The sequence below is a fragment of the Mesorhizobium sp. G2-6-1 genome (assembly GCF_055809095.1).
This window is the reverse complement of sequence record NZ_CM147896.1, coordinates 1,628,792-1,655,444: the sequence shown is the minus strand read 5'-3', so window position 1 is coordinate 1,655,444 and position 26,653 is coordinate 1,628,792. Positions and strand designations below refer to the sequence as shown.

The 26,653-nt window shown below is 56.7% G+C and carries 28 protein-coding genes and 1 tRNA gene; 8 read left to right on the top strand and 21 right to left on the bottom strand.

The features are described 5' to 3' along the window. Window positions 1–70: 70 nt before the first annotated feature. From phnE (AC0L7S_RS07930) to psrA, 5 genes are all read right to left on the bottom strand, one after another. Entirely contained in the window at window positions 71–916 is an 846-nt protein-coding gene (phnE, locus tag AC0L7S_RS07930; protein ID WP_473473830.1) for a phosphonate ABC transporter, permease protein PhnE, read from the bottom strand. 10 nt (window positions 917–926) lie between these two features. Then, the gene (gene phnE / locus AC0L7S_RS07925) at window positions 927–1,748 is read right to left on the bottom strand and encodes a phosphonate ABC transporter, permease protein PhnE (RefSeq protein ID WP_473473829.1); all 822 of its coding nucleotides are present in this window, start codon (window positions 1,746–1,748) and stop codon (window positions 927–929) included. 3 nt (window positions 1,749–1,751) lie between these two features. Next, window positions 1,752–2,504 (bottom strand): phosphonate ABC transporter ATP-binding protein, encoded by a 753-nt coding sequence (phnC, locus tag AC0L7S_RS07920; RefSeq protein WP_473473828.1) that lies wholly within the window; start codon window positions 2,502–2,504, stop codon window positions 1,752–1,754. A 93-nt stretch (window positions 2,505–2,597) separates the two neighbouring features. Then, window positions 2,598–3,494, bottom strand: coding sequence for a phosphate/phosphite/phosphonate ABC transporter substrate-binding protein (locus tag AC0L7S_RS07915; protein WP_473473827.1), 897 nt, complete (start codon window positions 3,492–3,494; stop codon window positions 2,598–2,600). A gap of 69 nt (window positions 3,495–3,563) precedes the next feature. Further along, complete coding sequence (psrA, locus tag AC0L7S_RS07910; RefSeq protein WP_473473826.1) at window positions 3,564–4,670, bottom strand: iron-containing alcohol dehydrogenase PsrA; 1,107 nt, start codon at window positions 4,668–4,670, stop codon at window positions 3,564–3,566. 111 nt (window positions 4,671–4,781) lie between these two features. On the opposite strand from psrA, the gene AC0L7S_RS07905 reads away from it, so the two are divergent. Continuing rightward, complete coding sequence (locus AC0L7S_RS07905; RefSeq protein WP_473473825.1) at window positions 4,782–5,651, top strand: LysR substrate-binding domain-containing protein; 870 nt, start codon at window positions 4,782–4,784, stop codon at window positions 5,649–5,651. Between the two features lie 157 nt (window positions 5,652–5,808). Here the strand turns inward: AC0L7S_RS07905 and AC0L7S_RS07900 are convergent, their stop codons facing one another. The 3 genes from AC0L7S_RS07900 to AC0L7S_RS07890 are packed head-to-tail and all read right to left on the bottom strand — an operon-like array spanning window position 5,809 to window position 8,646. Further along, window positions 5,809–6,882, bottom strand: a complete 1,074-nt coding sequence (locus AC0L7S_RS07900) for an ABC transporter ATP-binding protein (RefSeq protein ID WP_473474226.1) — start codon at window positions 6,880–6,882, stop codon at window positions 5,809–5,811. 22 nt (window positions 6,883–6,904) lie between these two features. Continuing rightward, a complete protein-coding gene (locus AC0L7S_RS07895) occupies window positions 6,905–7,732 on the bottom strand; it encodes an ABC transporter permease (RefSeq protein ID WP_473473824.1) in 828 nt (275 codons plus the stop codon). Next, window positions 7,729–8,646, bottom strand: a complete 918-nt coding sequence (locus AC0L7S_RS07890; protein ID WP_473473823.1) for an ABC transporter permease — start codon at window positions 8,644–8,646, stop codon at window positions 7,729–7,731. The genes AC0L7S_RS07895 and AC0L7S_RS07890 overlap by 4 nt, the downstream gene beginning before the upstream one ends. Before the next feature lie 260 nt (window positions 8,647–8,906). Between AC0L7S_RS07890 and AC0L7S_RS07885 the strand changes: the two genes are divergently transcribed. Both AC0L7S_RS07885 and AC0L7S_RS07880 read left to right on the top strand, forming a co-directional pair. Further along, a complete protein-coding gene (locus AC0L7S_RS07885) occupies window positions 8,907–10,325 on the top strand; it encodes an aminotransferase (RefSeq protein ID WP_473474225.1) in 1,419 nt (472 codons plus the stop codon). 139 nt (window positions 10,326–10,464) lie between these two features. Further along, window positions 10,465–10,683 (top strand): DUF3329 domain-containing protein, encoded by a 219-nt coding sequence (locus tag AC0L7S_RS07880; RefSeq protein WP_473473822.1) that lies wholly within the window; start codon window positions 10,465–10,467, stop codon window positions 10,681–10,683. Window positions 10,684–10,827: 144 nt separating this feature from the next. Here AC0L7S_RS07880 and AC0L7S_RS07875 read toward each other — a convergent pair whose 3' ends face one another. The 4 genes from AC0L7S_RS07875 to AC0L7S_RS07860 form a co-directional block, all read right to left on the bottom strand. Further along, entirely contained in the window at window positions 10,828–12,030 is a 1,203-nt protein-coding gene (locus AC0L7S_RS07875) for an aromatic ring-hydroxylating oxygenase subunit alpha (RefSeq protein WP_473473821.1), read from the bottom strand. 212 nt (window positions 12,031–12,242) lie between these two features. Then, window positions 12,243–12,914, bottom strand: a complete 672-nt coding sequence (locus AC0L7S_RS07870) for an LON peptidase substrate-binding domain-containing protein (protein WP_473473820.1) — start codon at window positions 12,912–12,914, stop codon at window positions 12,243–12,245. Between the two features lie 108 nt (window positions 12,915–13,022). Next, window positions 13,023–14,000, bottom strand: a complete 978-nt coding sequence (trxA, locus tag AC0L7S_RS07865) for a thioredoxin (protein WP_473473819.1) — start codon at window positions 13,998–14,000, stop codon at window positions 13,023–13,025. Between the two features lie 86 nt (window positions 14,001–14,086). Continuing rightward, a complete protein-coding gene (locus AC0L7S_RS07860; protein ID WP_473473818.1) occupies window positions 14,087–14,584 on the bottom strand; it encodes a prolyl-tRNA synthetase associated domain-containing protein in 498 nt (165 codons plus the stop codon). Between the two features lie 220 nt (window positions 14,585–14,804). Here AC0L7S_RS07860 and AC0L7S_RS07855 point away from each other — a divergent pair. The 3 genes from AC0L7S_RS07855 (at window position 14,805) to AC0L7S_RS07845 (ending at window position 16,791) form a co-directional block, all read left to right on the top strand. Further along, window positions 14,805–14,879: transfer RNA gene (locus AC0L7S_RS07855), tRNA-Gly, on the top strand. Window positions 14,880–15,164: 285 nt separating this feature from the next. Then, window positions 15,165–15,896, top strand: coding sequence for a hypothetical protein (locus tag AC0L7S_RS07850; protein WP_473473817.1), 732 nt, complete (start codon window positions 15,165–15,167; stop codon window positions 15,894–15,896). 55 nt (window positions 15,897–15,951) lie between these two features. Beyond that, window positions 15,952–16,791: a DUF6615 family protein gene (locus AC0L7S_RS07845; RefSeq protein ID WP_473473816.1), complete on the top strand. Its 840-nt coding sequence runs from the start codon at window positions 15,952–15,954 to the stop codon at window positions 16,789–16,791. A gap of 125 nt (window positions 16,792–16,916) precedes the next feature. On the opposite strand, the gene AC0L7S_RS07840 is transcribed toward AC0L7S_RS07845, so the two are convergent. Next, window positions 16,917–17,102 (bottom strand): helix-turn-helix domain-containing protein, encoded by a 186-nt coding sequence (locus AC0L7S_RS07840; RefSeq protein WP_473474224.1) that lies wholly within the window; start codon window positions 17,100–17,102, stop codon window positions 16,917–16,919. Window positions 17,103–17,257: 155 nt separating this feature from the next. Here AC0L7S_RS07840 and AC0L7S_RS07835 point away from each other — a divergent pair, with 155 nt between their 5' ends. Next, window positions 17,258–17,989 (top strand): hypothetical protein, encoded by a 732-nt coding sequence (locus tag AC0L7S_RS07835; RefSeq protein ID WP_473473815.1) that lies wholly within the window; start codon window positions 17,258–17,260, stop codon window positions 17,987–17,989. Window positions 17,990–18,056: 67 nt separating this feature from the next. Next, window positions 18,057–18,617 carry a hypothetical protein gene (locus tag AC0L7S_RS07830; RefSeq protein ID WP_473473814.1) on the top strand — a complete coding sequence of 187 codons (561 nt, stop codon included), beginning with the start codon at window positions 18,057–18,059 and terminating at the stop codon, window positions 18,615–18,617. 184 nt (window positions 18,618–18,801) lie between these two features. Here the strand turns inward: AC0L7S_RS07830 and AC0L7S_RS07825 are convergent, their stop codons facing one another. The 8 genes from AC0L7S_RS07825 to AC0L7S_RS07790 form a co-directional block, all read right to left on the bottom strand. After that, window positions 18,802–18,963, bottom strand: coding sequence for a hypothetical protein (locus AC0L7S_RS07825; RefSeq protein WP_473473813.1), 162 nt, complete (start codon window positions 18,961–18,963; stop codon window positions 18,802–18,804). 273 nt (window positions 18,964–19,236) lie between these two features. Next, a complete protein-coding gene (locus AC0L7S_RS07820; protein ID WP_473473812.1) occupies window positions 19,237–19,485 on the bottom strand; it encodes a tyrosine-type recombinase/integrase in 249 nt (82 codons plus the stop codon). After that, complete coding sequence (locus AC0L7S_RS07815) at window positions 19,416–20,474, bottom strand: hypothetical protein (RefSeq protein ID WP_473473811.1); 1,059 nt, start codon at window positions 20,472–20,474, stop codon at window positions 19,416–19,418. The genes AC0L7S_RS07820 and AC0L7S_RS07815 overlap by 70 nt, the downstream gene beginning before the upstream one ends. A gap of 1,017 nt (window positions 20,475–21,491) precedes the next feature. After that, window positions 21,492–23,117, bottom strand: coding sequence for a virulence-associated E family protein (locus tag AC0L7S_RS07810; protein ID WP_473473810.1), 1,626 nt, complete (start codon window positions 23,115–23,117; stop codon window positions 21,492–21,494). Further along, window positions 23,114–23,482: a DNA-primase RepB domain-containing protein gene (locus AC0L7S_RS07805; RefSeq protein ID WP_473473809.1), complete on the bottom strand. Its 369-nt coding sequence runs from the start codon at window positions 23,480–23,482 to the stop codon at window positions 23,114–23,116. Before AC0L7S_RS07805 ends, AC0L7S_RS07810 begins: the two co-directional genes overlap by 4 nt. Next, entirely contained in the window at window positions 23,479–23,682 is a 204-nt protein-coding gene (locus AC0L7S_RS07800) for a hypothetical protein (RefSeq protein ID WP_473473808.1), read from the bottom strand. The genes AC0L7S_RS07805 and AC0L7S_RS07800 overlap by 4 nt, the downstream gene beginning before the upstream one ends. Before the next feature lie 187 nt (window positions 23,683–23,869). Beyond that, the gene (locus AC0L7S_RS07795) at window positions 23,870–24,085 is read right to left on the bottom strand and encodes a hypothetical protein (protein WP_473473807.1); all 216 of its coding nucleotides are present in this window, start codon (window positions 24,083–24,085) and stop codon (window positions 23,870–23,872) included. A 445-nt stretch (window positions 24,086–24,530) separates the two neighbouring features. After that, window positions 24,531–26,405, bottom strand: a complete 1,875-nt coding sequence (locus AC0L7S_RS07790) for a S1C family serine protease (protein ID WP_473473806.1) — start codon at window positions 26,403–26,405, stop codon at window positions 24,531–24,533. Window positions 26,406–26,653: the final 248 nt, after the last annotated feature.

The following is a 26,653-nucleotide window of genomic DNA, read 5'->3' as shown; positions in this document are numbered from 1 at the left end:
CGTGCGGCGAAGAGCCGACGGCACGCGATCTGTTGTTGGCCGCATTGAATGAGCCGGTCTGTGAGGCCAGCTAGGCAGCGCGACTGACGCGCGCTCTGAGCCAGCCGGAAATGAATTCTGCAACCAGAACCACGGCGATGATCGACAGGATGATCGCCGAAACCTTCGTGGTTTCGAGCTGCTGAATGTTCTTTTTGAGATACAGGCCCATGCCGCCCCCGCCAAAAAAGCCGACAACGGTGGCCGCGCGAAACGCGACATCCCAGGTGTAGATGGCGATTCCCGTGAAGGCGACGCGCACCTGCGGAATGACCGCCCACAAGAATACCTGCAACTTGTTGGCACCTGCCGCGCGCATGGCGTCGATCGGGCCGGGATCAACAGCTTCGATTTCGTCGGCGAACAGCTTCCCCGCGAAGCCGATGCAGAACATCGTCAGCGCACTGACACCGGCGAGCATGCCAAATCCCAGGATCGAGACAAAAAGAATTGTCCAGATTGTTTCGTGGATCGCCCGGCAGGAGATGACGCCCAGGCGCCCCAGCGGAAAAAGCAGACGACGGTCGGGCGAGACGTTATGTGCGGAAAACCATGCGAGCGGAAGTGCCAGGACGACACCGATGGTCGCGCCCAGAAATGACATCTGCAGAGTGTCGAGAATTGACGCAAGATATCCGTGATCGGCAATGTAATCGAGTTCCGGCGGATAGTAGCGGTCAGATATGACCCTGAACAGGCCGCCAAAGGCACCCAATACCCTGCCCAGATCCACGTTCAGGAAGTAGAGCGAGTAACCGATGAATGTGAGGACGACAAGTATCGTTCCCTGACGCATCAGCGTTTCGGATGAATTGTAGCGCGACCAGGTCCGTTGTGGGCGGGCTATTGGTAATTTTTCTGTATCTGTCATTGCCATCTGCCCCTCCTCAGATCACCGCTTTTCGCAGGTAGTGGGACACAAATTCGCCGATAAGGATCAACAGCAGGATGGCCAGGATGACCATCGTGACGCCACCATAGTTGAAGCTGTTCATTTGCCGGAAGAACGCCAGCCCCAGCCCGCCGGCACCGACGAGACCCATGACGGCCGACCGGCGTATGTTGATGTCCCACTCGAAAATGACAGTGGCGAGCACCACAGGATAAATCTGCGGAAGTATCCCGAAATACATGACCTGGAAATCATTGCCGCCGACGGCTCGAATGGCATCGACGGGCTTGCGATCGATATTCTCGATTGCTTCGGCGGTGATCTTCGAAATAAAGCCGACAGAGCGCATGGCGATTGCGAGAATGCCCGGAAGCGCGCCCAGACCAACGGCGCTGACAAAGATGAGAGCCCAGACGATTTCGTGAACCGACCTGCTGAGCACCATGAGAAAGCGACCGACCGGGTAGAGAAAATAGCGGCTTGGCGTAACATTGGCCGCACCGAACCAGGCAACGGGAAGCGAAAACAGACACCCGAACAAGGTGCCGATGCAGGCGACCATAAAGGTCTCGATTGTCGGAATTATCAGCTCTGGAAAAAGGCCAAGATCGAGGCTGGCGTAGCGCGCAGCAGAACCCAGAACACCGTCAGCGCCACCGATGCGCGACCAGTCGGTGTCCTCGATGATGGTGCCGTGCAGGCACCACAATGTGAAGGCCAGAAATACGGCAGCCGCGATGGCCATGCGCAAGTGACGCTTGCGAGCCATGTCCATTTGAAGGGTTGCGCGATCAGCGGCGATGAAGGAGGCGGTCATGGCTCAAAGCACCTCCATTGCGTAGATTTCTTCGAGGTTTTCGTCGCACAGCGTATGCGTCGCACCGTCGAATTTCTTGATGCCGTCCTGCAAGCCGACAATACGGTTGCAGAATTCCTTCGCCAGCTGGACGTCGTGAATGTTGCACAGGGCGGGAACGTTCAGTTCCTTGGCGATTTCCCTGATGAGGGCCATCACCTCGCGCGAAATTTTCGGATCGAGAGCCGAGGTTGGCTCGTCCAGAAGGAGCAATTTTGGCTCCTGCATCAGCGCGCGAGCGATACCGACGCGTTGACGCTGGCCGCCACTGAGTTCGTCGGCGCGTTTGTTCACGTGGTCGCTGAGACCGACACGCTCCAGAAGCTCAAGAGCCCGCTCGATATCCTTGCGCGGGAATTGGCGCAAGAAACTGCGCAGGTTTCCCGTGTATCCCAACCGGCCTGACAGCACATTATCCATCACCGACATACGGTTGATGAGATTGAATTCCTGAAATATCATTCCGACGTTGCGTCGCAATGCGCGCATGTCCCGATTTTTCAGGGTGCAAACGTCGTTTCCAAACAACATGATCGAACCCTGGCTGGGCTCTACCAGTCGGTTGATACAACGTATCAGTGTCGACTTGCCTGCGCCGCTCGGTCCGATAATCGCGAGAAAATCATCGCGTTCGACCTTGAAACTGACGCCCTTTAGAATTTCCGGCAGCTTTTCCGAATAGCGGACCCGGAGGTTCTCCACGGAGAGCACTGACATTATTCGGCTCCTTGTTTACCCGCTCCTGCCGAAGCAGGAGCGGGCGCAGGAAGTATCGGTGAGCTGACACAGTGTGCCATGCTTTCGATCGACTTATTCCGGCTTCAGTTGCCGTATGATGTCATAGTCGGAATCTTTCATCGCAACGAACCGGTCAGCATTGACGTTCTTGAGATATTGACGACCCTCATCGCTCTTATCGAGCGTCAGGAAAGCATTCGCGATTTTCTCCTTGAGATCCGGGCAGAGCTTGGAGCTCATGGCAAACGGATCGAGCGGAACCATCGGCGAGGTCCACAAGACGGTGTAGTCTTCCACCTTGGCGAGCCCGCGATCAATTACATTGTCCAGCCGATGCGTCGCTACGAAGGCTGAATCAACCTGTTTCTTGAGCACCGCCGTAGCCGACAGGTCGTGTCCTCCCGTATAGACAACACGCGAAAAATAATCCTCAAGTTTGGCGCCATCAATTTCCTTGGTGAACAGCGATCTTGGCAGCAGATTGCCGGACGTGCTCGCCGGGTCCGTCAGACCGAGGACAGTTCCCTTGAGATCGTCGATCGACTTGTAGCCGGAGTCGGCACGCGCAACGAGCACTGCCTTGTAGCCGGGACCTGCTTCCTGAAAATGGCCCTTGCTTTTCGAGTAAGTCGCGAAAACCTCGATCGACGGGTCCTTCTCATGCGCGATCACGTAGGATTCGGGTCCAAACATGCCGACATCGACCCAGCCGCTCAGCATGGCTTCGATGACCGACGCATAGGACGTGGGAAGGTAGAACTCAACTTTCTTGCCGGTCGCTTCCTTGAGCTTGTCGACCATCGGCTTGTAAAGCGCCAGTTCCTGGGTGGTTTCTTCAGTCGGGATCATCGAAAATCGCAAGGCGACCGGATCCTTGCATTCGGCTGCCTGCGCAGAGCCGATCACTGCGAGTACGTATGCCGCGGTCCCCATAAGGGCGACACTATATGTCTTCAACAAGTTGAGCATGCTATTCCTCCATTGGATTGAGACGGCTTGTGTGTCGTGCCACCGTTCTTCTTGTTACTTGGTAATTGCCTAGCGAGAGTTGTTCGCTGCGGCCAGAAATCGGTCCTTGTTACCGATGAAATTGCGGCCCCTCTCGCCGGCAAATGCCTCATCGATGATGCCAGGCCAACGGTTTGACGGTATTCCGTGGTCTGAGAATTGCGTTCCGATGCCAAGAGCCACAAGGAAAGCCTTGAGGTCTTCTGCGCCCTGCTCCAGGTCGGCACCAAATATTTCCTGCAAGCAGCTTTCCCGGAAACCGCCAATGCCGATGACCGAACGAAGGACAATCGGCAAGGTGAACGAACAGGCGACGCCGTGCTGCACGCCCCATCCAAGTGTGATCGGATAGGATATATTATGGGCAATCGCTGTTTTCGTATTTGAAAAGGCAAGTCCGGCCAGCAGCGATGCCTGCGCAATGTCGGTGCGCAGATCAAGATTACCGAGATCCGTGACAAGCTTGGGAAGCTTGTCGAGGATAATTCGAGCCGCAGCAACAGCATGGCGCGCCGAGATCGGATTGGCGTTGACATTCCAAATACTCTCCAGTGCGTGCGAGAGCGCGTCCAGCGCGGTTGGCAATGTCAGGCCAAGCGGTTTGCCGAGCATGAGAACGGGATCGACTATGGCCGTCTCGGGATAGAGCCTGGTGCTCGCCAGTGAAAATTTCTTGGCGCGTTCGACATCCCAGACTGTCGCCCAGCAGGTTACCTCGCTGCCGGTGCCAGCCGTAGTCGGGACCGCGATGATGGGCGTCGCCGTAAGTTCATCCTCTCCCTGTTTGGTTTCAAGAAAGCGCCGAACCTTTGCGAAATCGCCGCCCGCAGCAGCAAACACCTTGGCCGAGTCGATAACGGAACCGCCGCCGAGCGCGATAATGACTTGCGGCTGCTCGGCAAGCGTTGCGAAGCGGGCGCATTGTTTTTCCAGGAGTTGGAAATCCGGGTTGGGCGCGACGTCATCTATAACGATGGCGGGAGCACCGGCACTGTGCGCAAGCGTGCCGGCCAGTTCGCGGAAATATGCATCAGGATAAGTGACGAGTGCATAACGCCGATTGCCGATCATGTCGGTGAGACTGTCCAGGGCGCGTGCGCCGAACCGAATTCGAACCGGGTTGTCATATGTCCACATGGGACGCTCCCTTGCGTCGACTTGACAGTTTTCGCTGTCGTGTTGACACCGTAGGTCCCGGGATTATATTGAACAAATATATATTCTCAATCATATCGATAGGCAGAGTATATGATTACAACGCAACTTCGCGCCTTCCATGCCGTGGCGCTGCACAAGGGTTTTTCTGCAGCGGCGCGCGCCGAAAATGTAAGCCAGCCAACTCTTTCCACGCAGGTGAAAGAGCTTGAAGAGCGCTACAAGGTCGAATTGTTCCATCGATCGGGGCGCACCGTGCAGCTTTCGATTGCGGGCAGGCAGCTCTTTTCGCTGACCGCCAGGCTGCATCAACAGGCAGCCGAGATTGACGAGCTGCTGAACTCGTTCATGGGCCTGCACACCGGCACATTGCGCATCGCCGCAGTCGGTCCCTTTCATGCGACCGACATGATTGCAGCGTTCAAGGCGAGATATCCGAACATCAATGTCACCGTTCAACTGGGAAACTCGCAAAGAAGCTTCGAACGGCTTGTCGCTTATGAAGCAGATGTCGGATTGATTGCCGAGGTGAACGTCGACCCGCGTGTAACCACCACAGGCTATAGCCAGCACAAGGTCGTCGTTTTCGTGCACGAGGGCCACAAGTTTTTCGAACGCAGCAGCATCACGATTGACGAACTGGAGGGCCAACCGGTCATATTGCGTGAGAAGGGTTCAACGACACGCATGGCTATGGAGCGCGCCTTGTCACTCCGGCAGGTAACCGTCAAGCCGGTGCTGGAGATCGGAAGTCGTGAAGGCGTTTGGAAGGCGGTCGAACAGGGCCTGGGAATAGGTTATGTCGCCGATTTCGAGTTCGTGCCGCATCCCCGGCTGAGAACTGTCCAGATTATCGATGAAGATATCCGCACGAAATATTACCTCGCCTTTCTGGCCGAGCGTCGCGATGTTCGACTGGTCAAGACATTCTGCGAAGTGGCGCTCGGCGTCAGCATGCCATAGACGTTCCCGGAAATACGGCGCACGCCCTGAATCACCACGTATTTCATCACACCGCCGATAAGCGATCCTCAAGGCCAGGCGCGATTCGATTCCTGCGGTCATGTTCTCCCGGCTTGAACTAGGATCAGGCTCTGGATAGGTGCCGCCGGTTCGGCCCTCAATCCGCCATGGCAACGAGTGCTTCAGGATCGTAGGCGAGACGGATCATCGTGCCCACAGGGATATCGTCGGCACCAAAATCATTCGTCTCGGTCACGGAAAGCGGATTATCAAGCCCCGGTATCTCAACGATCAAATGGGTGATTTCGCCAAAATAATGACGCTCGACCACTTTGCCGGCCACTTCGAATTCGGCGGTGTCGTCATCCCAAAGTACGCGCAACCGCTCGGGTCTTATTCCCAGCGTCGCGCCTTCTCCGCTGCCAGCGAAAGCAGTTGGCCGCTCGGTCGTAACCCTGCCGAAACCTAAGGTATCGACAGTCAGCGACGCGTCATTTTCTTCAACGATCTCGGCCTTGACGAAATTCATGCCACCCAGGAAATCCGCGACCTGTCGGTTGACCGGACGCTGGTAGATTTCTTTGGGTGATGCGATCTGGGCAATCCGGCCGCCGAACATGACGGCTATGCGATCCGACATGGCCAGCGCCTCATATTGATCGTGCGTGACAAGCACGAAGGTGATGCCCACAGCCTGTTGCAAACGGCGCAGCTCCACCTGCATCTGCTCTCGCAACTTCTTGTCGAGTGCCGAAAGCGGCTCATCGAGCAGCAACACCTTTGGCCGCATAACCAGCGCGCGGGCCAATGCCACACGCTGCCTCTGGCCGCCGGAAAGCTCTCCCGCACCGCGTTTGCCCAGGCCGCTCAGCGACACCTGATCCAGTGCTTCTTCCACCCGCCGCTTTTCTTCTCCATTATCGAGTTTCAGGCGCTTTAACCCATACGCCACATTCTGCTCGACATTGAGGTGCGGAAAAATCGCATAGCTTTGGAAGACCATGTTGGTTGGTCGCCGGTTGGCCGGGATGCCCTCCATAGGCTGGCCATCCACCACGATGGTGCCGCTTGTCGGATTGTCGAAGCCCGCGATCATACGAAGAAGGGTCGTCTTGCCGCAGCCGGAAGGCCCCAGGAGCGAAAAGAATTCTCCCTCCCTGATTGTCAGGCTCGCATCATCCAATGCTTTGAATGCCCCATAGCGGCGCGTGACGTTTCTGACATCGATCATGGCTCGTTCGGGCATCGTTTGATCAGGCATAGACCCCTCCTTGATTGCTGGAACGCCGCGCCGCGCGCCGCCGCAGGATTTCCGCAATCGAAAGCATGAAGAAAGAACCGACAAGAAGCAGCGTGCCCAGCGCCAGAACGCCGGGGAGTTTTGCCGCAAACCGCAACTGACCCCAGATGTAGATCGGCAATGTCGCATCGGTCCCGGTAAGGAAGAAAGCGATGATGAATTCGTCAAGCGAGATCGTAAAGGAAACCAGCAAGCTGGAAATGATAGCCGGCGAAACCATCGGCAATGTCACTCGCCGGAACGTGCCGAAAGCGCTCTCGCCAAGATCGGCAGAAGCTTCCTCAAGACTTCGGTCAAAGCCTTCAAAGCCCGACGTCAGGACCGTCATCGAATAGGGTATGCAAATCAGCACATGACCCAGCACGACGGTAAACAGCGACAGGCTAAGGCCAAGCTGCAGCATCACCAGAAGCATGGAGATCGCGATGATGATCTCGGGAAGCACCAGCGGTGCCATGATGAGCCCGTTAATGGGCCGTCGCCCAGGAAACCGATAACGCGTAATGGCCCGCGCCGCGAGAATGCCCAGCGCCGTTGACAGCACCGACGCCGAAACGCCCACCACCAGACTGTTCCACGCCGCATCGAGCATTGCTGGCGTATGCAACAACCCCTCATACCATTTCAGCGTGTAGCCGCTGAGCGGGAACTTGGGTGTCGCGGCCGAATTGATTGAGAAGATTGGCAGGAAAATGACCGGCAGATAAAGAAAGACGATGTAAATCAGCGCATATACAGAAAGCCACGTTCCGCCCGGCAGCTTGCTTCGAATAGTGCTCATCGTGCCATCCTCGATGCAGAGCGAATGATAAACACCGCCGCCAGCGCCATCAGGCTGACAACCAGCATCGTGGTAACCGACAAAGCAGCGCCGAGCGGCCAGTTGGCAGCCTTGCCGAACTGCACCTGAATGGCGTTGGCAATCATCACGCCATCCTTGCCGCCGACGAGCTTGGGCGTCACATAGTCCCCGACGGTCGGTATCATCACGATGAGCAGCGCCGAGATAACGCCGGGAGCCGAAAGCGGCAAGGTCACGCGAAGAAACGAACGCAGCGGCCCATCGCCAAGGTCCGTTGCCGCCTCGACGAGCGTACGGTCCACCTTTTCCAGCGAGACGAAGATCGGCAGGATGGCAAAGGCCGCCCAGGCATGGGTAAGCGTGATGATAACGGCATTGGTATTGTAGAGAAGCGCAGTCGAGGGCTCATCTACGATCCCCAGCCCCAGCAGGCCGGAATTCAGCACACCGTTGTAGCCAAGAATGACCTTCCAGGCCATCACGCGCAGCAGGTAGCTGGTCCAGAACGGAATCGTGATGAGGAACAGCCAAAGCCCTTTGTGGCGCCCTCCATAAAAGGAAATGTAGTAGGCAATCGGATAGGCCATGAGGACAGTCAGAAAGCTGACCATCAAGGAGATGTAGAGCGAGCGTCCCAAAAGATCGCGGTAGATCGGTTCCGTAAGCGCGATGCGGTAGTTTTCGAGCGTCAGACTGTGATCTATGGTGAGATAATGCTGGGTCCAGAACGAATGTGCGATGACGACCAGGATCGGCATCAGCAAGAGGATCATCGCATAAAGAAATGTCGGGCTGATCAAAGCCAATCCCTGAAAGGATTCGGACTGGAAGAGCGTGTGTCTTCGCGCTTGCCTGTCTCTGCGACGAGACGAGCCTTCGGCAGTCACAACCATTGCAGCGCTCCGGATTTCCATGCCGTCCTCTGCTTGATCTGTCCTGCCATTGCGCCGCCCCATTGGAGAGCCACCACCCGTTCCCGCGGGCTTGTCGGCTTTCCGCCATCATGAGCGCATTCTCGCATTGAAATCAAGCATAATCTCTGTCATATTGATTGAACGAACATTCAATATAAGACAAAGATGCTTGATTTTTCCGTTGCTTGGTAAACCAGCACCATGTAGCAAAAATCATGATTTACAAAGGCGAGGCGACAATGGCGGCTGCACGAGACTTGGTCAAATCGAAGACAGATGGATCACACGAAGCCGACGCCGTGGAACTGGCAAAGCGCCACCTCATCCAGCCCTGGCCCTATGCCGGTTCCGTCGGCTCCGAAGCACGCTCACTGATCGGCAAGGGTGACGGGATCTACATCACCGACAGCACAGGCAAGCGACTGATCGACGGTCCAGCCGGCATGTGGTGCATCAATGTCGGCCATCGCCGCGAGGAACTGGCACGCCTCATGTACGAGCAGGCCATGCAGCTTTCCTACAATACGCCCTGGTACACGATGAACGCGCCATCCGCCGAACTGGCGCAACGGATCGCTGCTCACGCGCCAGGGGATCTCAACCATGTGTTTTTCACTACCGGCGGCTCCACCGCAGTGGAAACGGCGCTCCGTTTCATGCAGTTCTTCAACAATGTGCGTGGGCGTCCCGACAAGAAATTGATCCTCAGCAGGGGCGGTGCCTATCACGGCTCAACCTATCTGTCGGCTTCGCTTAATGGCCGCCCGCGCGATTGGGATTGGATGGATGGCGCGAACGAACTGGTCGTCAAGCTGTCATGCCCCGATCCGTTTCGCCGCCCACACGATATGAGCGTTGAGGCATTCTGCGATTTTCTCGTCGAGGAATTTCGAGATACCGTCACGCGCATCGGACCGGACAAGATCGGTGCTTTCGTCGGCGAACCCGTTCAGGCTTCAGGCGGCGTGATCGTGCCACCGGACGGCTATCTCAAGCGCATCCGCGAAATCTGCCGTGCCAACGATATCCTTTATATCTCCGATGAGGTTGTGACCGCTTTCGGCCGCCTCGGTCACGTCTTCGCCTCCGGCGAGGTATACGACATTGAACCCGACATGATTACCTTTGCCAAGGGTGTCACCTCTGGCTACTTCCCACTTGGCGGGGTCGTCATCTCGGAAAGATTGCTTGAGGAATTGCGCCGCTGCAACCATCCCGATGCTCTATTTGGTCACGGCCTGACATATACCAGCCACCCGATCGGCTGCGTGGTTGCCCTGAAAAACCTCGACATTCTCGAAGACGGCCTGCTTGCCCACACTCAGGATGTGATGCCCTATTTCCAGGCGCAGCTAAGGACGCTCGAAGAGTTACCATTGGTTGGTGAAGTACGCGGCATGGGCATGATGGCTTGCGTCGAATGTGTTGCCGATCGTGACAGCAAGGACCGCCTACAACTGGACAAGGATGTCGGCACCCGAATTGATGCGCATTGTCATGAACTCGGCCTACTCGTTCGCCCGCTCATCAATATGTGTGTAATGTCGCCACCGCTCACCATTAGCCGCGACCAGATCGACGATATGGTGTCAATTCTGCACGAAGGCATATCGCGCACGATGGACGATCTGCGCAACGAAGGGATGTGGGAAGGGTAGCCGGGCTAGATGGCTTGCGACGCGTAAGAAGTTACGCATCCAGACCATCGGCGATGTGGTATTCTCCGTGCGGCAACACGCTTGTGAGCGCATGATTTTCATGCAAACCGTTCACGGGTGCCAGAATGGAGGCGACGAAATGAAAAGCCGCTCGGACCCGTTTTATCGGCCACTTTGGCTGCGAATTGCCATCGTTGCCGTTTGCGCCATCTGGTCAGTCATCGAATGGGTGAACAACCAACCCTTCTGGGGCACCATAACCCTTGCCGCCACCTGCTATGCCGCCTGGCAGTTCCTCTATCTCTACAAGCCGGAGGACGAAACGACGGTTCAAGGCGATCCAAACCCGGAGGAGTGACACGTTCACATTTCGCAACGCTCGGGTATCGAATTGCCCTGGAGCGCCGTGCGTCCAGTTAGCCGCACAAAGGACGCTCTATCACTTTGATTGAACGCCGGCTAATCCCGAAAACCGGGCACCATTATTTTTCGGCCCGATGCTCTAGCCTTGCGACCTCAGTGAATCGTTCACCAACCCCATATTGTTCTCATCCGGCGCAGTCTCCATCGACAGGACCGGTAGTATTTCGCGCAGATGATCGTGATGGGTCCGCACGCCATATTCGAGGTCGGAAAGATAGAAACCGCCAAACGCCTCCGACAACATCGATTCGTTCGACCACACCGACAACTGTACATCCTCGGCCATCGTATCGCGATCAATGCGATATGAGAGATATCGGGCCGCAGCCTGTTCACGCGTTTCGTTGCGGTAGCGATATACCGCACCACGCAACAGGGTTTCGCCTGTCGAGAGCGGAAATTCCTGATAAAACTGCACGGATTCAGGCATCACGGACAAGACGGCATTGGGGAAGATGCCAAAATAGACCCAGGCTCTCTTCAACTCCTCCGGCAAATGCTCCGGCGTGGGCGAGATGTTCAGATAGTTGCGCACGCTCCAGCGCCTGCCCGCATGCGGATTATAGGTCGCGTAAGACCTCGACACGCCACTGACGAACGGCTCGTCATAATAGGTCGATCCGTAGAGATCCTGTAACGCCGGATGGGCCATCGCCACGTGATAGCCCTCATTATCGACATCGCGCACCGACTTCCAGTTGACCGGCGTTTTCTGGGTCGAGATGCCCCAGGACGGAACCATCTCACCAGCATTGTAGTGCGAAAATTCCGCTTCGATTGGCGCGAGCAATTTTGCCACCGGCGGCTGCGGTCCGTCCTTGCGGAACCGGATGAATATGAACCCCATCCAGATTTCCAGATCGAGCGCCATCAGTCCGAAATCATTTTTGTCGAGGTCCGGGAAAGATTCCGGTCGCGCCGCCCCACGCAACGTGCCGTCGAGATTGTAGACCCAGCCATGAAAAGGACAGACAAGCGCATTCTTGCACGAACCCTGATTGTCAGCCACCACACGCGAGCCACGATGACGGCAGATATTGTGGAATCCACGAACCACTCCATCCTTGCCACGCACGATCAGCGCTCGCTCGCCAACCACATCCATTGTCAGATAGTCGCCAATGTTCGGCACGTCGCAAACATGACCGACGATCTGCCAGTGCTTGCGAAAAACGTGCTCTTTTTCCAACTCCAGAAGCGCGTCGCTGTGGTAACTCCATCCCGGCAAACCTCGACGATCCCAGTCATCGGGAACGGTCACATCACGGGCGTGCGAATTCATAGCTGGGCTCTATTTTTGTTGAATAATCATTCAATACAATCATATTTTGCATTCAAATGCAATAACTTGCGACATTTGCGATGCAATATTGAGAAGAAGAAGAGGCTGTTCAAGCGGGAAATATCACGCAGAATCCAGGCGTTAGAGCCTCTCCCAAAAAGTGGAAACTGCTGCAACATCTTTGCCGGTTCGATCGCATCGGCGCCGTCAGCCTATTGAAGACTTGACCCGAAATCCTCATTATTGCGCGCCAAAGCCATCTCAGTAATGGCAATGAGTGTTTCAGCCCGTGTTTTCAGGTCTGCCGCTTCCAGCAATGCCTGCTTTTCTGCGGGACCATATGGTGCCATCATCGACAGCGCATTGACCAGCATAGCATCGTCGGCCCGGCTGACGCTTTCCCAATCCGCTTCGAGATCATTGGCCTCCAAATAGGCCCGAAACGCCTTGAGTAAGGCAGGGCGGTCTATCTCCGTCGCGGATTGGACTTCATCCAGATCTGCAAGAAAGGGCATGACCCGGCATTGGCGAAACGGTGTCTTCGCGGCAAGCTCGTGAACGACACGAAACCGGCAAACCCCTTGCAAGACAATCAGATAGCGACCGTCGCCGCTCTCGGCAAGCGAAGTGATCCGGCCAAAACAGCCGACCTTGCACAATTCAGGCTCGCCATCGTCACGCAACGCCCCGTCCAGGCTGGGTTGAACCAATCCGATCAGCCGCCCACCGGCAAACACCTGATCGATCATTTGAAGGTAACGGGGTTCAAAAATATTGAGGGGCAACCGTCCCTCTGGCAGAAGCAAGGCACCTTCCAGCGGAAAAACCGCAACCGTATGCGGCAGATCCGATGCTCGGTTGTAATGTGCATTTCCTGCCCGCATTCCTCACTCTCCGCTCGCCTGCAACTCAACTCCTGAACATCGAGGACCGCTGCTGCAACCGCAAACTGGCGCATTCTCGTGCGTTCGCAAGATCGCCAGGCGAGCCACTCAGGAAAAGAGCAGCGATGACAATTTCCGGCGGGCCGCCAATGTCGCCTCGTCAGTCATGCCCCACGCCTCGAAGAATTGTAACAGCTGCGCGCGCGCGCCATCGTCCTGCCACGTACGGTCAGCCTTGATAATCGCCAGCAGATTTTCTGCCGCCGCCATCCGCTCACCCAGATCGTTCTGTATCATTGCCAGATCGAACCTTGCCTGATGATCCTTCGGCTCCTGTTCGAGGCGTCGCTCGAGTTCTTTGGGATCGCCAAGCGCGGCGGCCTGCGATGCCAGAGCGAGCTTCGCGCGCACCGCCGCAATTTCAGGCACATCCTGCTTGTCATCCGGCGCACGGGCCAGCGTGGCGATTGCCCCTTCGTTATCACCCGCTTCGAACATCAGGTCGGCGAGAGCGGCAATGGCTTCCAGCGTTTCCGGTGCCTGCTGAAGAATTGCTTCGTAAATATCTGCAGCCCGCTGCGCGCCACCGCCGCTGCGCGCCTGTTCCGCGGCAGAAAGAGCTTCGGCAATCTGCGACTTTCCATCGTCCTTGCCGCCGACTTTCTCGATAAACTCGCGAATCTGGCTCTCTGGCACAGCGCCCATGAACCCATCGACCGGCTGGCCGTCCTTGAAGGCAATGACCGCCGGAATGGACTGAACGCCGAGTTGCCCGGCAATTGAAGGGTGGTCTTCAATGTTCATCTTGACCAGCTTGACCCGCCCGCCGGCGGCTCGGACAGCGCCTTCAAGAAGCGGTGTGAGCTGCTTGCAAGGTCCGCACCAAGGTGCCCAAAAGTCCACGAGAACCGGCTGCTGGCGCGATTCCTGAATGACATCGGCAGTAAAATCAGCCGTCGTCGTGTCCTTGATCACATCGGCTGGAACAGCGCCCGCCACCAAAGCCCCATCATCGGCGCCAGCGGCACCATAGCTCAGTGTCGTGGCATAGGGATTACCCGCTCCAAACGAATTGCTGTCACTCATATTGCCACCCTCATAATCAATTCAAACGCAGGAATTCAGCGAACCTCGTTCGGGTATACGCGTCTCTCCACATTCCAATGTGGCGCTCACGACGCGACTTTCAAGACGAACGGCTCGTGGCCCGTCGCTTTGATAAATGTTACGAGGTCGCTCGTGGCAATCGATGTCGTCGCCTCATTGGTCAACGGATGGGCGTTGATGGTCTCATTGTGCATCAAAGTCTCATCAAGCACCACCTTGACCTTGTGCGCGGTGTCATTGATGAGCCCAAAAACAGTAACTGCCCCCGGTATTACGCCGAGCAGCGCCATGAGCATTTCAGGCTTGCCGAACGACACCCGGCTGGCAGCACCGATCAGATGATGGATTTGCTTGAGATCGACAACGGCATCTTCATCGACTGTAACGAGAAAGAAATTATCCTTCTTGTCCTTCAAGAACAGGTTTTTCGTATGCCCGCCGACAATAGTGCCTCGCATGGCCTGCGAGTCCGCAACCGTGTGGAGTGGAGGGTGCCGCTTTGTAGAAACCGCGATGCCCAGACCGGCAAGAAAATTAAGAAGGTCGGTTTCGGTCTTCGGCATGTTGTTTCCTTCTGAATCGCAATGGGTACATGCCGTTTACGGTCTATGCCCTGCAAAAACAAGACATTTGCCTGAAAGACACTCCACGCGCCCAATTCCATTGCCGCAGCGCCGCCCCAGGCGAATTAGATTACCTCCATTGGAATGTCAGTGATTTCCCTGTTGCATTCGCCGTACTCTTCAGCCATATAAACGCGGCTTGCGGCGTAAGGCCGTGCGAGCGGGTGTAGCTCAGGGGTAGAGCACAACCTTGCCAAGGTTGGGGTCGAGCGTTCGAATCGCTTCACCCGCTCCAATAATTCAAGCAACGAAAAGCCGCGGAATTCCGCGGCTTTTTCGCGTTTCAGGCAAGTTGAAGTCACTGTGCGCAAAAACGGCGCAAGAGGCCAGGGTTACCGCTGGGTTACCAGTGCGCGGATTCGACGCAGCGTGAAATCGCAATGTCGAAGGGGTGCGCGGCGGTGGACGCTTAACCTGTCGCCTGTTCATATGGGTTGCTACCCCTCATGAACAGGACTAACTATTGGGTGTCTTTCAAACCAGATAGTTGGTAGCAGAAGGTAAGCTTAGAGGGAGCTACATGAACATCACACAAGCGCTTGTCGAGGTAACGGAAGTCGAACTCAAGGCTGAAATTGCAAGCTTCCTCGAAGACTTCATGACACCGGCATTTGGGTCTCTTCCGAAACGCGAGAGCGAATTGAGAATATTCGATCTTATGCGCAATCTGGGCATCCTAAAAAAGGAAGCGACGATATACAGTCTTATGACTGATCTTAAGGTCACTCGAACAAAAGCCTCGCAACTTATTTTCGATCTGGAAATACGTCGGTCTGGAGATACTCAGGGTAGACTCGACGAACTAATCAAACAGGCGCTGATTAATACTAAATTCGCGAAGGATGGCGACTATTTCGTCATGGAGATCGAGAACCCGCTGACACTCGCGCACATGCGACATAGAATCCGGGAAATAGGGCATTTTTCCGACACTTCGTTCAATTCGGCCCTAGTCCGCGCACCTCTGGATACTATCACAGACTTGGTCCTGGACATCATCCCCGAGGGTCAACGCCAAGCGGTCAAGGGCGCTCTGGTCAATGCCGGCGCACCCGATAATAGCGCGAAGGCGGTTATCAAGGGGGCGTTGAAAACGCTAGGCAGAAAGGTCATCGGCGAGGCCGCAGATCAGGTTGCGGAGGGAATCGTTAACAACTCTGCCAATTTTCTTGGACCACTCGTCAACGCTGGGATCGGAGAGATTCAACAACGGTGGAGCGTTCTCTTCGCCGCTGAGCAGAATGACTCGTAGTTGGGCCACTTTCGCGAAAATTTGACAGAGATTGGCAACTTTACGGGAGCTTCGCATGAGTGGTCTCACCCTAGAACAGAAGTTTCTCTTGACCTTGTCACGCATGGTCTGGAAAAGGCGCGGCGCGGCCAAGGTTGCGGCCCTTCCGTTCAATGAAGAGACGATTACCGAGACGATTCTGCTCGACTTAAAAACTGCCTATCCAGGCCATGTGCAGATCGTCGCATTCAGCAAAGCGCAGGAGGCAACGACCGGCGCAGACTGGCTATGGTCGTTCGTAAACGCTGACGTGAGCCAGTCACTAACTATGCTCGTCCAAGCCAAGCGGCTTGAAGACGCCGAGAAATCTTATCAAGGCATAAATCGTAATATCGGCAAACGGAACCCGCCAATTCGTCAAATCGACCAACTGGTCGCCACCGCACAAAGCCAAAATGTACCAGCCGTCTACGCATTCTATAACCATGTCACTGACGTCAGCCGTGTCCCTCAGAATTGTGGGTCGCTAAAACCCACTGACTCCGATCAGGTGTTCGGCTTCGGTATCAGTCTGGCGGACGCCTCGACTGTTGCCCGAACGCTCCCAGACGAAACGTTCGACGTGCATCGCTACCATTCGGTACCTCTTCATTGCCTGCTGTGTACTAGAGGCAGCGAAACGCGACCCAGGAGTAGCGGGACGCCGGAGATAGTCGCGTCCCAACTTGCGCGACTCCGCATTGCGTCATCGCATGAAGGGGGTGATTTGAACGAATTCGGCCTGCGGTTGGGCCTCCATCCGATGGTTGAGTTCGCACTGGGTCTCGCGGAGCGACGCGCTGATGGTGGCGACTTTCCCATAGCCGATGACATACCGAATATCGCTGGTGTAGTTGTGCTTCGAGACGCCAAATAGCAATTCGAGACAGAACCAGAAGGAAATTAGAGAACGTCGGTGCCGTCTGCTGGAAGGCAACTACGGCAATGTGAACGACGAGAGCTCCCGGCCCAGACAGTTTGCAGAGGAACCAACACCTATCGTTAGTCAGCTTCCTCCGCTTCTATGATCGCGTGCGGATCAGCACCTACCGCTCTCACCACTGCAATAAATTCAGAAACATCGAGCCGACGCTCGTCTAGTTCAACCTTCGATACGAACGTTTGCCGCTGTCCGAGACGCTTGCCCAACTCAACCTGAATTAGCCCCGCGTCCTTCCGAGCCTGCACAAGCAGTTCGATTATTCGCTGGTAAAGGTCGGAACGAAGTGAGGACAATGGAAGCGCCAGTGCAAAGACCAGCGTTTCAATAGAACCCGAATTTAGAGTACCCCAAATCGGGGTATTCTGGCATGCTCCCCTGAACTAAGATTCGGGGCGGGCACTTGAAGCATCAATATGTCGGGGACATCAACGATTATCGCAAATATGCACTGTTGCGTGCGCTGTCGGCAGGCGGCGCGAACAGAGTTGGCGTGTGTTGGATGCTAACGCCCTCGGATGGAAGCATGGACGGAAATAAGCTTGCCTATCTTCAGCAACCGGAACGATGTCGTCAATTCGACCCGGAACTATACGACACCCTAGCTCACGTTGCTGCCGAGCCGGATCGTCGCCGGCTGCAGGCAATCGAGGACAGCGGAGCGATTGCCGACGCTACCTATTACAAGGATATGCTGCCCGATGACCTTTCCGGGCGTTCTAGTTTCATGGAACGTTGCGCGTCCGAGTTCTGTGACTGCGAACTGGTGTTCTTCGATCCCGACAATGGTCTGGAGGTGTCATTATCGAAAGGTCGCAAGAACTCGTCCAAATATCTTTACCTAGACGAAGTTGCGACATTCTACCAAGCCGGTAAATCACTGCTAATCTACCAGCACTTCCCTCATATCAAACGGCCGGTCTTCTTAGCTCAGCGGACGGGGCAGCTTCATTCCGTCGCGCCCGGCTGTGCGATCTGGGCGTTCACCACCGCCCATGTGGTGTTCTTCTTGCTTGTACACCCGGAAAGCACGGCACGGCTGGCAATATCTGCATTCGAGGCGTGCGGTCGACTCGATCCAACGTTTGTCCGTGGCGAATATTTCGGTAGCGGTTGCACCAAGGTCAAAAATTGACAACGGACTTCGCACGTGATTTTTCGAATAATGATGTTTTTCAACGGGATGTTTGGTGGGTAAACTCATGACAAGGCCAACGAGGACACAAACCGCATTCCTCTTTTCCGTGATGGCACTTTCAGCCTGTTCGCCGGTCGAGACGAAAACCACGCTGGTAACGCCCGCTTCCAGTTCAAGCCTATCCGCTGGCCCCGGTGATGTTGTTCTTGACTTCAAGGCACGCCGCTCGCTGCCCAATGCATTTGGCAAGGCAGACCTGTTCGGCCGCACCACAAATGCCGGACGGACAACCGTTCGCTATGTCGGTTCTCGCGGGGGACAAGCTGTATTTGAACGAAACGACGTTATGGTGGACAGTGACGCTACCACCATGACGGAAACGCCGCTCATCTTACCCAACACTACCAACACCTATCTGAGCGGAAGCGTCGGCGGTACGCCCGTTTCGGGGACTGCCACTTCGACCTCCTACCAATACATCCCGCCACGCGGTTCCACACAGTATGCTACGACGTCCCGGCCAATCCAATTCAGTCTAGGCGCGGGGCAAGACGTGAAGGTGTCCGGCAGGAGGTTACGGGTCATACGCGTTTCGCCCACTTCAGTTGAATATCGGATTGACTGAGACGGCCTGACGCCGCGTACGACGTATTTGCTCCCAACCCATTCCAGGCCCGAGCGGGTCCCTTAGGCCTAATCTGGGTATTTCTGCTGAAGGGGGAGGGTCGAGCCAAGCCGCCCGGAAGCGGCGACCTACAGCAGCGCGGGCGCTCGCTTTCTGTCTGGTCGGGTCGCTTGTAAGGTGACTGCTATTCTGGTTCGAGTGCGATGTAGTTCTCAGAGTCGCACTCGCCGAACTCTGCCAGCGCCCATTCGATGTCGTCGGCAGTCATATCCATCAATTCCGCTGCCTGCTCAATCCTGATCCATTCCTCAGTTCCGGTCCGCTTGTCCCTGACCATGATGTGCATGGCGTTGTCTCCTGTTCAACAGGACAGGGGAACACGGCGGGAATCGGCTCACAATTATCCGTACACTTTCCGTTGGTTAGCTCGGCTTCGCGGGGTACGGCCGTGCCACATGTGTTCCCGACGCCGCCCGTGCACGGGGCACGCGCTACTGCTGGCCGGTGCTGTGGGCCGGGGAAGGTGTCAGCGGCCACGGGCGTACGGCCAGGGTGGCGCGGCGTACACGTGACGCGGCGGGGCCGGCGCACAGCCCTGCACCGCCACTGTGAAGTTCGGCTACCCGCCGTAAGCCCGGTCGAGCGCCTCGATGGCAGCGCTGCCGTCGCGCACGGCTTGGGTGTAGTGGCCGAGTGTAACGGTCGGGTTGGCGTGGCCGGCGATCTGGGCAACAAGCCCGATCTCGATGCCCTGCGCCTGCAAGGTCGAGATGAAGGAATGGCGGGCACTGTGCGGCGTCACGTAGGGAAGCCCGAGCGCTTTGAAGGCCGGTGCCCAATAGCGCTTGCGGAAGTTTTGGTAAAGCAACGGTCCGCCGCCGCCAATGCGCTGCTTTGGCCACTCCTGCAGCCTTCCGGGGCCGGGAAAGACGCGGTGCAGTTCCCTGCCCTTGCGCGGGCAGCGAACCCGCCACGCCAAAGCAACTCGCGCAGCACGGCGCTCATTGGAATGTCGCGGGTGCCAGCCTCGGTCTTGGTCATTTCGGTCAGCGTTCCATCGCGTTCCTGAATGCGGCGGATACGGAGGGTGTTCTTGTCAAAGTCCACCTCGGACCAGAGCAACCCCAACTGCTCGGAGGGGCGCGTTCCAGCAAGGAAAGCGAAGGCATAGTAGATGCCGTGCTCGGCGTCGTCCTTGGCTGCTGCTACAAGCTTGGCAATATGCTCGGTGGTCAGGATGGTCTTCTTCGGCTTGTGGCGCGCCCTTGAAAGGCCCGTCGGCATTGACGGGGCGCGAATAGCAAAATCTTCCTCGGCCAGTGCCAGAATGGACTTCAGGTGCGACTTCGCCCGGTTGGCGGTGTAGCTCCCACATTGCTCGGTGACAGTCCGGTGCCAGACACGGATCATGGCGGTGGTCAGGTCGGTCAGCTTGACGTGGCCGAGCAGCTTGATGAAGCGCGCGTTCTTGGGCTGAATGCCCGTCTCAGTATAGTCAGCCCGCTCCTGCCGCGTCCCAATAAGCAGCGGCCCACGAATGGCACCGTTTGCCACCACCTTGTAGCCTTTCAGGGTCGAAGGCTTCACATTGCCTTCCTTGGTCGCCAACCAATGCTCAAGGGCCTGCGCCACGTTCGGAGCTTGGCGCTCGTCGACGTAACTACCTTCAGCCACCCTGACCAACAACGTTGTCCGAAACGCCTCGGCGTCCTTCTTGCGGTTGAAGGCACGGCGGCGGCGTTTTCGCGTTAGCGGCTCCCGGTACTCACAGTAATATTGCGGATAGAGGGCAACCTTGCCGCCCGTCAGCTTGCGGCGGCGGGTGGTCGTGGTGATGGAAACGGTGAAATCATTCATGGCGTTTACCTGTCAAAAAGGAAAAATCGGAAGGAAAACACGCGCGCGTAACCGGCACAAGTAATCGCCAGAGCGGCCAGAAGGCCCGTGAAACGGCCCAAATCGTAACCAGACGTGTAACCTCGGGGCGTCGGTGAATATCGAAGCCGCGCGGCGACGCGGTCTCGAATATTCTGGATTCCACGCCCACCGAGGTTGAAATCGCAGTCAGGGAACACCCTGACAGGGGAACGACGAAAGCAACGAACGGTACGGCGGCAACGCTGGCGACGGCGCTGCCAAGCTGTACAACTGGCTGAAGCGACAACGCACGCAGCACCCACAAAAATGACGGAGCAACGTTTCCGGCCCCAGAAACACAGGTCCGGCACGCCCAACACAGGCCCAACAAACAGCCGAGGTGACACAGCAGCGTTCCGCGAAGTGACGGAACCCAAACCACCAAGTGTTCCAGCCGTCCTAACACTAGTGACGACGGGGACGCAGTGGCCCGCGAAAAGGCTGCGCCGGGTGTTCTGACAGTGCCGGCCAGCACACACAGGTCACCGCAGCGGTGGCCCGCGCAGCGCCCGAGTGTTCCGGAGGCGGTGTGCTGAGCAACTTCCAGGCCCAGCTTGGCCGCGTCAACGGCCAGTACAGACACCTTGTGCAGGCTGCCAGCAACGCGACACCCAAACAGGACGCCCAAACAAAACCACCCAACGCTGATCTGGGGACTTACAGAACTTGGTCCACTTCCATACTGCCGCTCCGAAACACACAATCGCCGCTTAACTGTGTGGGTGTTCCGGCACGCCACGCACCAGCTACAGGCCCGCTGCTGCACCACACAGGAAGCCCAGTGGGTTCCGGCGTTTGCACGTCACGGGGCGAGGTGCAAACGTGGTGTGCGTGGCGTGTGTGGCACGCCACAGCCGGCTGGCCTGCCGGCGGCACCTGTGCGCTGCCCACCCTCCCGAAGCCTGCCTGCTGCCGGCCCCGCCCCTGGCACCTGCCACACGTGCCACAGTGCCACAGCTAAAATTTGGGCTTGTTGTAGCCAGGCGGAAGGTTTGGGTCGTCGTCGTCGTGGTTCTCCGGTTTGGGGCGCTCGTAGCCGCGAACAGTTCCGTTGCCCGCACGGAATTTTGTGGGCGTCCAGCCAAGTTTTCGCATGAGCGTCGCGACGCGTTTGGTCTGACCTTGGTGTTGACGTTCGAGGTCAAGGCCAAGCACACGCTGTAGTAGGTCGTGGGTTTCGACACGCACGACGTTGCCCGCCGCGTACCCGCGAACCTTGCTCAACACCTCAAGCCAAGGGTCCTCCTCTAGGCGCTCAGCCTGCTCGTCGGCTGCGACCTCCCAAAGTTCTCGCGGCAGTACTATGGATTCGCCGCGCGCCTCACGCACCGCCGCCTCCGCGAAAAGTTGGTCCCGGTCGCGTTGCAGCGTCTCCAAGTCTATCCGGCTCGTTTTCGTAGGCCAGAAGCGACGGTTGCCGGTCTGGTCGCGAAGGTAGGTCGTCTCGTTGGTTGTGCCGATGAATATCGCCTGTCGAGGCCGGGATTCGACGAAGCGGCCGTAAGCCATGCGCGAGCGGTCTTCCTGGCGGGAAGCGAAGGCCTTTATCTTATTCACCTCCGCACGGCTAAACCCCTCAACTTCTCCTAACTCGTAAATCCATATGCCCTCCATGAGCTCCATCTGGGCACGGGCATCTTGGGTCAAGATTTCCTGATCGGAGTGAAGGCCGTCACCAGCAAGAATGCGCAACGCGCTCGACTTCCCCGAACCTTGTGGCCCTTCCAAGATCAAGATCTGGTCGAACTTGATGCCCGGCCGCCTGACGCGGCGGACAGCGGCGATCAGCACCATGGCTCCGATCACGCGATTGAGGTCTGTGTCGGCTGCGCCAAGGTAGGTAACAAGCCACTTGTCGAGGCGAGGCTGGCCGTCCCATACTAGGCTGCCGAGCATTTCCCGTACCGGATGGAATGAATTCTCCAAACAAAGCTGGTTGACCGCGTCACGAACATTTTCCGCCCGTGGGTCGAACTTGAACGTTTCAAGGACCAACGCCCGGATCATGGTCACGGCATCGTCGCTCAACTCGCCCTGGAATTCCTGAAGGACGTTTCCGTTGACCATCTTGCGGTAGCGGAAACGATCATAAGCAAAGCTGAGGTCCAGACGTCCGAGAGCCAGCAAAGTATTAGGCATCGTTGGCCTAGGTTTGCCTGACCGATCCGCATCGGCCCAGCCTGTTTCGAGGGCTTCCAGAGCCCGTGTCGCCTGCCGAAGCGCGTAAGCCCGAGGGTTACGTTTGTCCAATACCGAAGTCGAGATACCATACTCGGGATTGAGCAGAATGCCGGCGATCTGTGCCGTGTCACACCCCGCCCGTGCCAAGGCGTGGACGGCGGCAAAGACAGAATGGCTGCGGCTTGGGTGGCGCGGGTTTGGCTCCGAGCGCGGTCGCTCTGGGTCGTCACCGGACACGATGAGTTGCCGCAGCAGCGTTGTGTGGGTCACGCCTTCGGGCAGATCGTCAACGTTCAGGGGCGTCAAATCGCCGACGTTTGTAATTGCGCCTTTCGGTCCGGCAGGTTTAAGTCCGTCGCCCACAGAGAAGTCGTCAAGCGAATACGAAAGATCCGAGTTCATTCGACTATCCTCGCCATTACGGGAACGCGGCCAGCAGCGCGCTTTTTCGCGTTCGGAAGGTTGATGGTTCCCGGCAAACGAAGCAGACGGTCGATGTTGTGGCAATTGTCGCCGCCGAGCTGTTGTGCGATCCATATGTTGCTCCGTTCAGCCCGGTCGAACTCGGTCGACGGTTCTGTCAGCCGCCAAAGGGCTTGGTAACCACCGCCGGAAAAGACAATTACCGTGGGCGTTGGAACAAATCTTCGCAACGCCAACAGGGTGGCGTCATCGTTGATATCGACGTCGACATGAAGGGCCCGTACCGCCGCAATGTCCGACTTTTTCGCCTTGATGTTGCGGGCGTCTGCTTGCAGCAGGTTCACGTGATAGTAGAGGCCCGTCTTTCCCTGTCCGTCTTCGACCCAGTCGTACGCCAGGTCGTGTTCGTCGGGTAAAAAGTGCGGAACTCAGGTTTCCCGCCGTCGGGCGGGACGGCGGCAAAATCCCATCGTTGATCCGGGAACAACCGTTTCTGAAAATCGATGGCTGAAGCGGTATCCGATTTGAGATCGAGGTTGATCATGCCCCCTCCTTGCCGGAGGTGTCCGGGCCAATAATCACAATGTTGATCGTGGTGTTGATTTCGGTGTGAACGACTACTTCCTGGTACGAGCTATGTTCGACGTATCGTATAACTCCTTCAAGGTACGTGGGTGGAGCTAGGTATTCGGCGGGATCGTCTAAATTCGGTTCCAGTTGACGCTTGTTTTTCACAGCACGCCTCCTTGCCGGGTGGCGACGATGTACGCCACCGCCTCGGACAGCTTGACCAGCTTTCGCGAATTGAAAGGCCTGTAGCTAGGGATGTCACCGCGCTTCACCGCGCGCTGAAGCTGCCAAACGTGACAACCGAGTTCCGCGGCAGCCTGCTTGATTGTTAAAAGCCTCTGTAGAGGAGACGCATGATGTTTAAAAATCCGAATCATCTCTTTCTCCATTGGGAGCAGAGATTTGGGGACACCAGAAGAACGCTGCGCCGTGCATCTCCGCCCCGTTTCTATTTTGGGGGTTAAATGCAACCGGCAGCGCTCTGCAGAACTTTTCAACCTTGCGAAACGGCCACTAACCGGTTTGGGCGTCGGTTGTTACGTCTGAAGCACTACGTCATGAGGCATTATCTAGCTGCGCGTCAGCGTTCTCATCGGTGCGGTATCATTATAGCTGCGCAGCGCGCACCGTCCACCCCAGCTTTGTTTCGGAACCGTTCACGGAATGTGGTCGCTTTCATTGCTGCCCGCACGCGTAGCTGCGCCGCTGCGGAAAAGCGACGTATAGGGGAACGGCATGGGCATGGCGGGTACAGGGTATATGTGCGGCAAACGAGGTGACGAACCAGTCCGGCGAACCAAACTATCAGAATATGAAAGCGGTTCAGTCACACCGTATGGCAACGGACATGTTCGTGACAAAATCAGCCAAGTCCGGCGGTTCCAGTCGATTTTGAGCGATAGCCCCATCCGCAATCGCCGCGTCGACACCATTCGCAAGGAGAAAAGACACCGCCGTAGAACTGCGGATAGCGAAATTTACGTTTTGTATAATGTCGCCCATAGCCACCATTGCGGCGAGCGCATTGAATTTCCCGGTCACGATGCCGGTGACGTTCCCATAATAGTCGACCAAAGGGCCGCCGCTATTGCCCGGCTGAACCGGCGCTGAGGTCTGTAGGTAGCGGGAATCGTCACGTAGCCCACTTAAGGCGGTGACGTTTCCTAAAGTAAAATTCCCTCCGCTGGAAAGGATCGAGGAGAGCGGATAGCCAAAGGCAGCGACTGGCTCACCCATTCTCACCTTCACGTTGAAGTGCGCAAATTGATCAACCCGCTTCTCGACCTTTAGCAGCGCGAGGTCGTTTGTTTTGTCCCGTGCTACTATGGCGGCGGGTAACGATGGCGATCGGCCGTGAAATACGAGTGGGGCTCGGCATCCGTCGATGACGTGAAAGTTTGTAATGATTTCTCCGTCGGTGGTTACGAAGAAGCCAGTTCCAGACGATGCCGCTTGTGACCCATCATCGCTCTGCCGCCGTTCCGGGGAGTTTTCTGTCTCCGAATCGGGCGTTTTGGCGGCCGCGACCACGCCATCTTTCGTAGCGCTCGGAAGATATCCCCGCTCCTGAAGATGGGTTCTCAGTGCTACAGGAAAGGTGGCGTTGATCTTGGCGCTGTCGGGACAATCAGAGAACTTGATGGGTTGGCTGCACACCTGCAATTGCCAATCGCTCGCACGGTCGAATGAGGCCAACATCTTAGGCCAGGCATCGTCGAATTCCCCCACAAGGGTCTTAGTAGCCACCCAGGCCGCGAGGAAGCCATTCGAATTCCACAATGCCGTGTCGTTCCGAGCAAGATGCTCCATCCCCGCAAGTTCCCGCCGGAAGTAGGTGGCGAATCTGGAATTGTGGCTCTGATTCGAAAGCACACCACCGCGTAGCTGCTCGATAGTCGTCGGCGCCCAAGAATATGCGTAGGGGGCGAATGCGTAGAGAAAGCTGTTGTCGGAGCTGATTAACTCCATGCTTCCATCACCATCGGCGTCATGGAATGCATAGCCCCCGCCATCAAGTGTGGAAGCTTCCGTCCTGACCCAATAGTTGCCTACCGGGCTGAAAATTTCGGTTACGGTACAACAATGAGCTCCGCCCCAGAAGGCGGAAAAGACAATCTCCGGTTCGCTTGACGCTGGATCAAGGTGGACGGCCATTGCAGAGGACTGGCCGTTGCTGGTGGAGACGGTTGACATGACAGAGGAGAAGGCGACCTCCCCGTTCCTAGTGCCTATTATCCGTGGTGAATACATATCGGAGTCTGCGGGAACCGTGTCTATCGTCACCCGCAGGCCGGAAGTGTCGAAGCGTGCCATGCCCGAAGAATCTGCCTGCCATTTAGGAAAAACCGTTCGTTCTGGTTTCCAAAGCGTCGTCTGAAATTCCGCGCCGTTGGACATGAACAGGTCCCTCGGCAGGCCTCCTTTAACGAGCAGATCTTCCTTGGCGGCCTTTATCCCATTGGGCACGGGGACAGGACCAGCAACAACGGCAAGCCAGCCATTTGATGACCTGACTACCCGGACGTCATCGAAACGCCATTGGTATAACGAAGCAATGCCGATTGCATCATCAATGCTTTTACTGCTGGCTAAGACCACCCAACGCGAAGTGGGGCCGCTAGGTACTTCTGCAGAAGCATCCGATGCAATGAAGCAAAAGCATACGACGGCCCATAGTAGTACCCGAAGTCTGAACATCTAACGCTCCCCAAGCCTAGGATGATGAACTGACAAACTAATCGGCGTCAATGGCGTTGGTGAGTTAGTGCGAATCGGGATCGGAGAGTGCTCGCCGCGCTTTATCCGAGGCTCCCGCACACTGTGAGGCAGCAAGCACCCAGAATCTCAACCACTCTTCAGGATTGGCTCTGAGGTAGCTTACTAGCAGGACTGGGGTTGGATGGTCGCCAGTTCGTCAAAGAACGCGAATACTTGGCTGCGGCTTA

Coding starts and splice junctions, on each gene's coding strand:
- phnC (WP_473473828.1), bottom strand. CDS start 2,504: ATGTCAGTGCTCTCCGTGGAGAACCTCCGGGTCCGCTATTCGGAAAAG.
- AC0L7S_RS07800 (WP_473473808.1), bottom strand. CDS start 23,682: ATGATCAACCTCGATCTCAAATCGGATACCGCTTCAGCCATCGATTTT.
- AC0L7S_RS07875 (WP_473473821.1), bottom strand. CDS start 12,030: ATGAATTCGCACGCCCGTGATGTGACCGTTCCCGATGACTGGGATCGT.
- AC0L7S_RS07850 (WP_473473817.1), top strand. CDS start 15,165: ATGAACATCACACAAGCGCTTGTCGAGGTAACGGAAGTCGAACTCAAG.
- AC0L7S_RS07810 (WP_473473810.1), bottom strand. CDS start 23,117: ATGAACTCGGATCTTTCGTATTCGCTTGACGACTTCTCTGTGGGCGAC.
- AC0L7S_RS07845 (WP_473473816.1), top strand. CDS start 15,952: ATGAGTGGTCTCACCCTAGAACAGAAGTTTCTCTTGACCTTGTCACGC.
- AC0L7S_RS07895 (WP_473473824.1), bottom strand. CDS start 7,732: ATGAGCACTATTCGAAGCAAGCTGCCGGGCGGAACGTGGCTTTCTGTA.
- AC0L7S_RS07915 (WP_473473827.1), bottom strand. CDS start 3,494: ATGCTCAACTTGTTGAAGACATATAGTGTCGCCCTTATGGGGACCGCG.
- AC0L7S_RS07815 (WP_473473811.1), bottom strand. CDS start 20,474: ATGAATGATTTCACCGTTTCCATCACCACGACCACCCGCCGCCGCAAG.
- AC0L7S_RS07795 (WP_473473807.1), bottom strand. CDS start 24,085: ATGATTCGGATTTTTAAACATCATGCGTCTCCTCTACAGAGGCTTTTA.
- AC0L7S_RS07905 (WP_473473825.1), top strand. CDS start 4,782: ATGATTACAACGCAACTTCGCGCCTTCCATGCCGTGGCGCTGCACAAG.
- AC0L7S_RS07885 (WP_473474225.1), top strand. CDS start 8,907: ATGGCGGCTGCACGAGACTTGGTCAAATCGAAGACAGATGGATCACAC.
- AC0L7S_RS07880 (WP_473473822.1), top strand. CDS start 10,465: ATGAAAAGCCGCTCGGACCCGTTTTATCGGCCACTTTGGCTGCGAATT.
- AC0L7S_RS07830 (WP_473473814.1), top strand. CDS start 18,057: ATGACAAGGCCAACGAGGACACAAACCGCATTCCTCTTTTCCGTGATG.
- trxA (WP_473473819.1), bottom strand. CDS start 14,000: ATGAGTGACAGCAATTCGTTTGGAGCGGGTAATCCCTATGCCACGACA.
- AC0L7S_RS07890 (WP_473473823.1), bottom strand. CDS start 8,646: ATGGTTGTGACTGCCGAAGGCTCGTCTCGTCGCAGAGACAGGCAAGCG.
- phnE (WP_473473830.1), bottom strand. CDS start 916: ATGGCAATGACAGATACAGAAAAATTACCAATAGCCCGCCCACAACGG.
- psrA (WP_473473826.1), bottom strand. CDS start 4,670: ATGTGGACATATGACAACCCGGTTCGAATTCGGTTCGGCGCACGCGCC.
- AC0L7S_RS07825 (WP_473473813.1), bottom strand. CDS start 18,963: ATGCACATCATGGTCAGGGACAAGCGGACCGGAACTGAGGAATGGATC.
- AC0L7S_RS07790 (WP_473473806.1), bottom strand. CDS start 26,405: ATGTTCAGACTTCGGGTACTACTATGGGCCGTCGTATGCTTTTGCTTC.
- AC0L7S_RS07860 (WP_473473818.1), bottom strand. CDS start 14,584: ATGCCGAAGACCGAAACCGACCTTCTTAATTTTCTTGCCGGTCTGGGC.
- AC0L7S_RS07870 (WP_473473820.1), bottom strand. CDS start 12,914: ATGCGGGCAGGAAATGCACATTACAACCGAGCATCGGATCTGCCGCAT.
- AC0L7S_RS07900 (WP_473474226.1), bottom strand. CDS start 6,882: ATGATCGATGTCAGAAACGTCACGCGCCGCTATGGGGCATTCAAAGCA.
- phnE (WP_473473829.1), bottom strand. CDS start 1,748: ATGACCGCCTCCTTCATCGCCGCTGATCGCGCAACCCTTCAAATGGAC.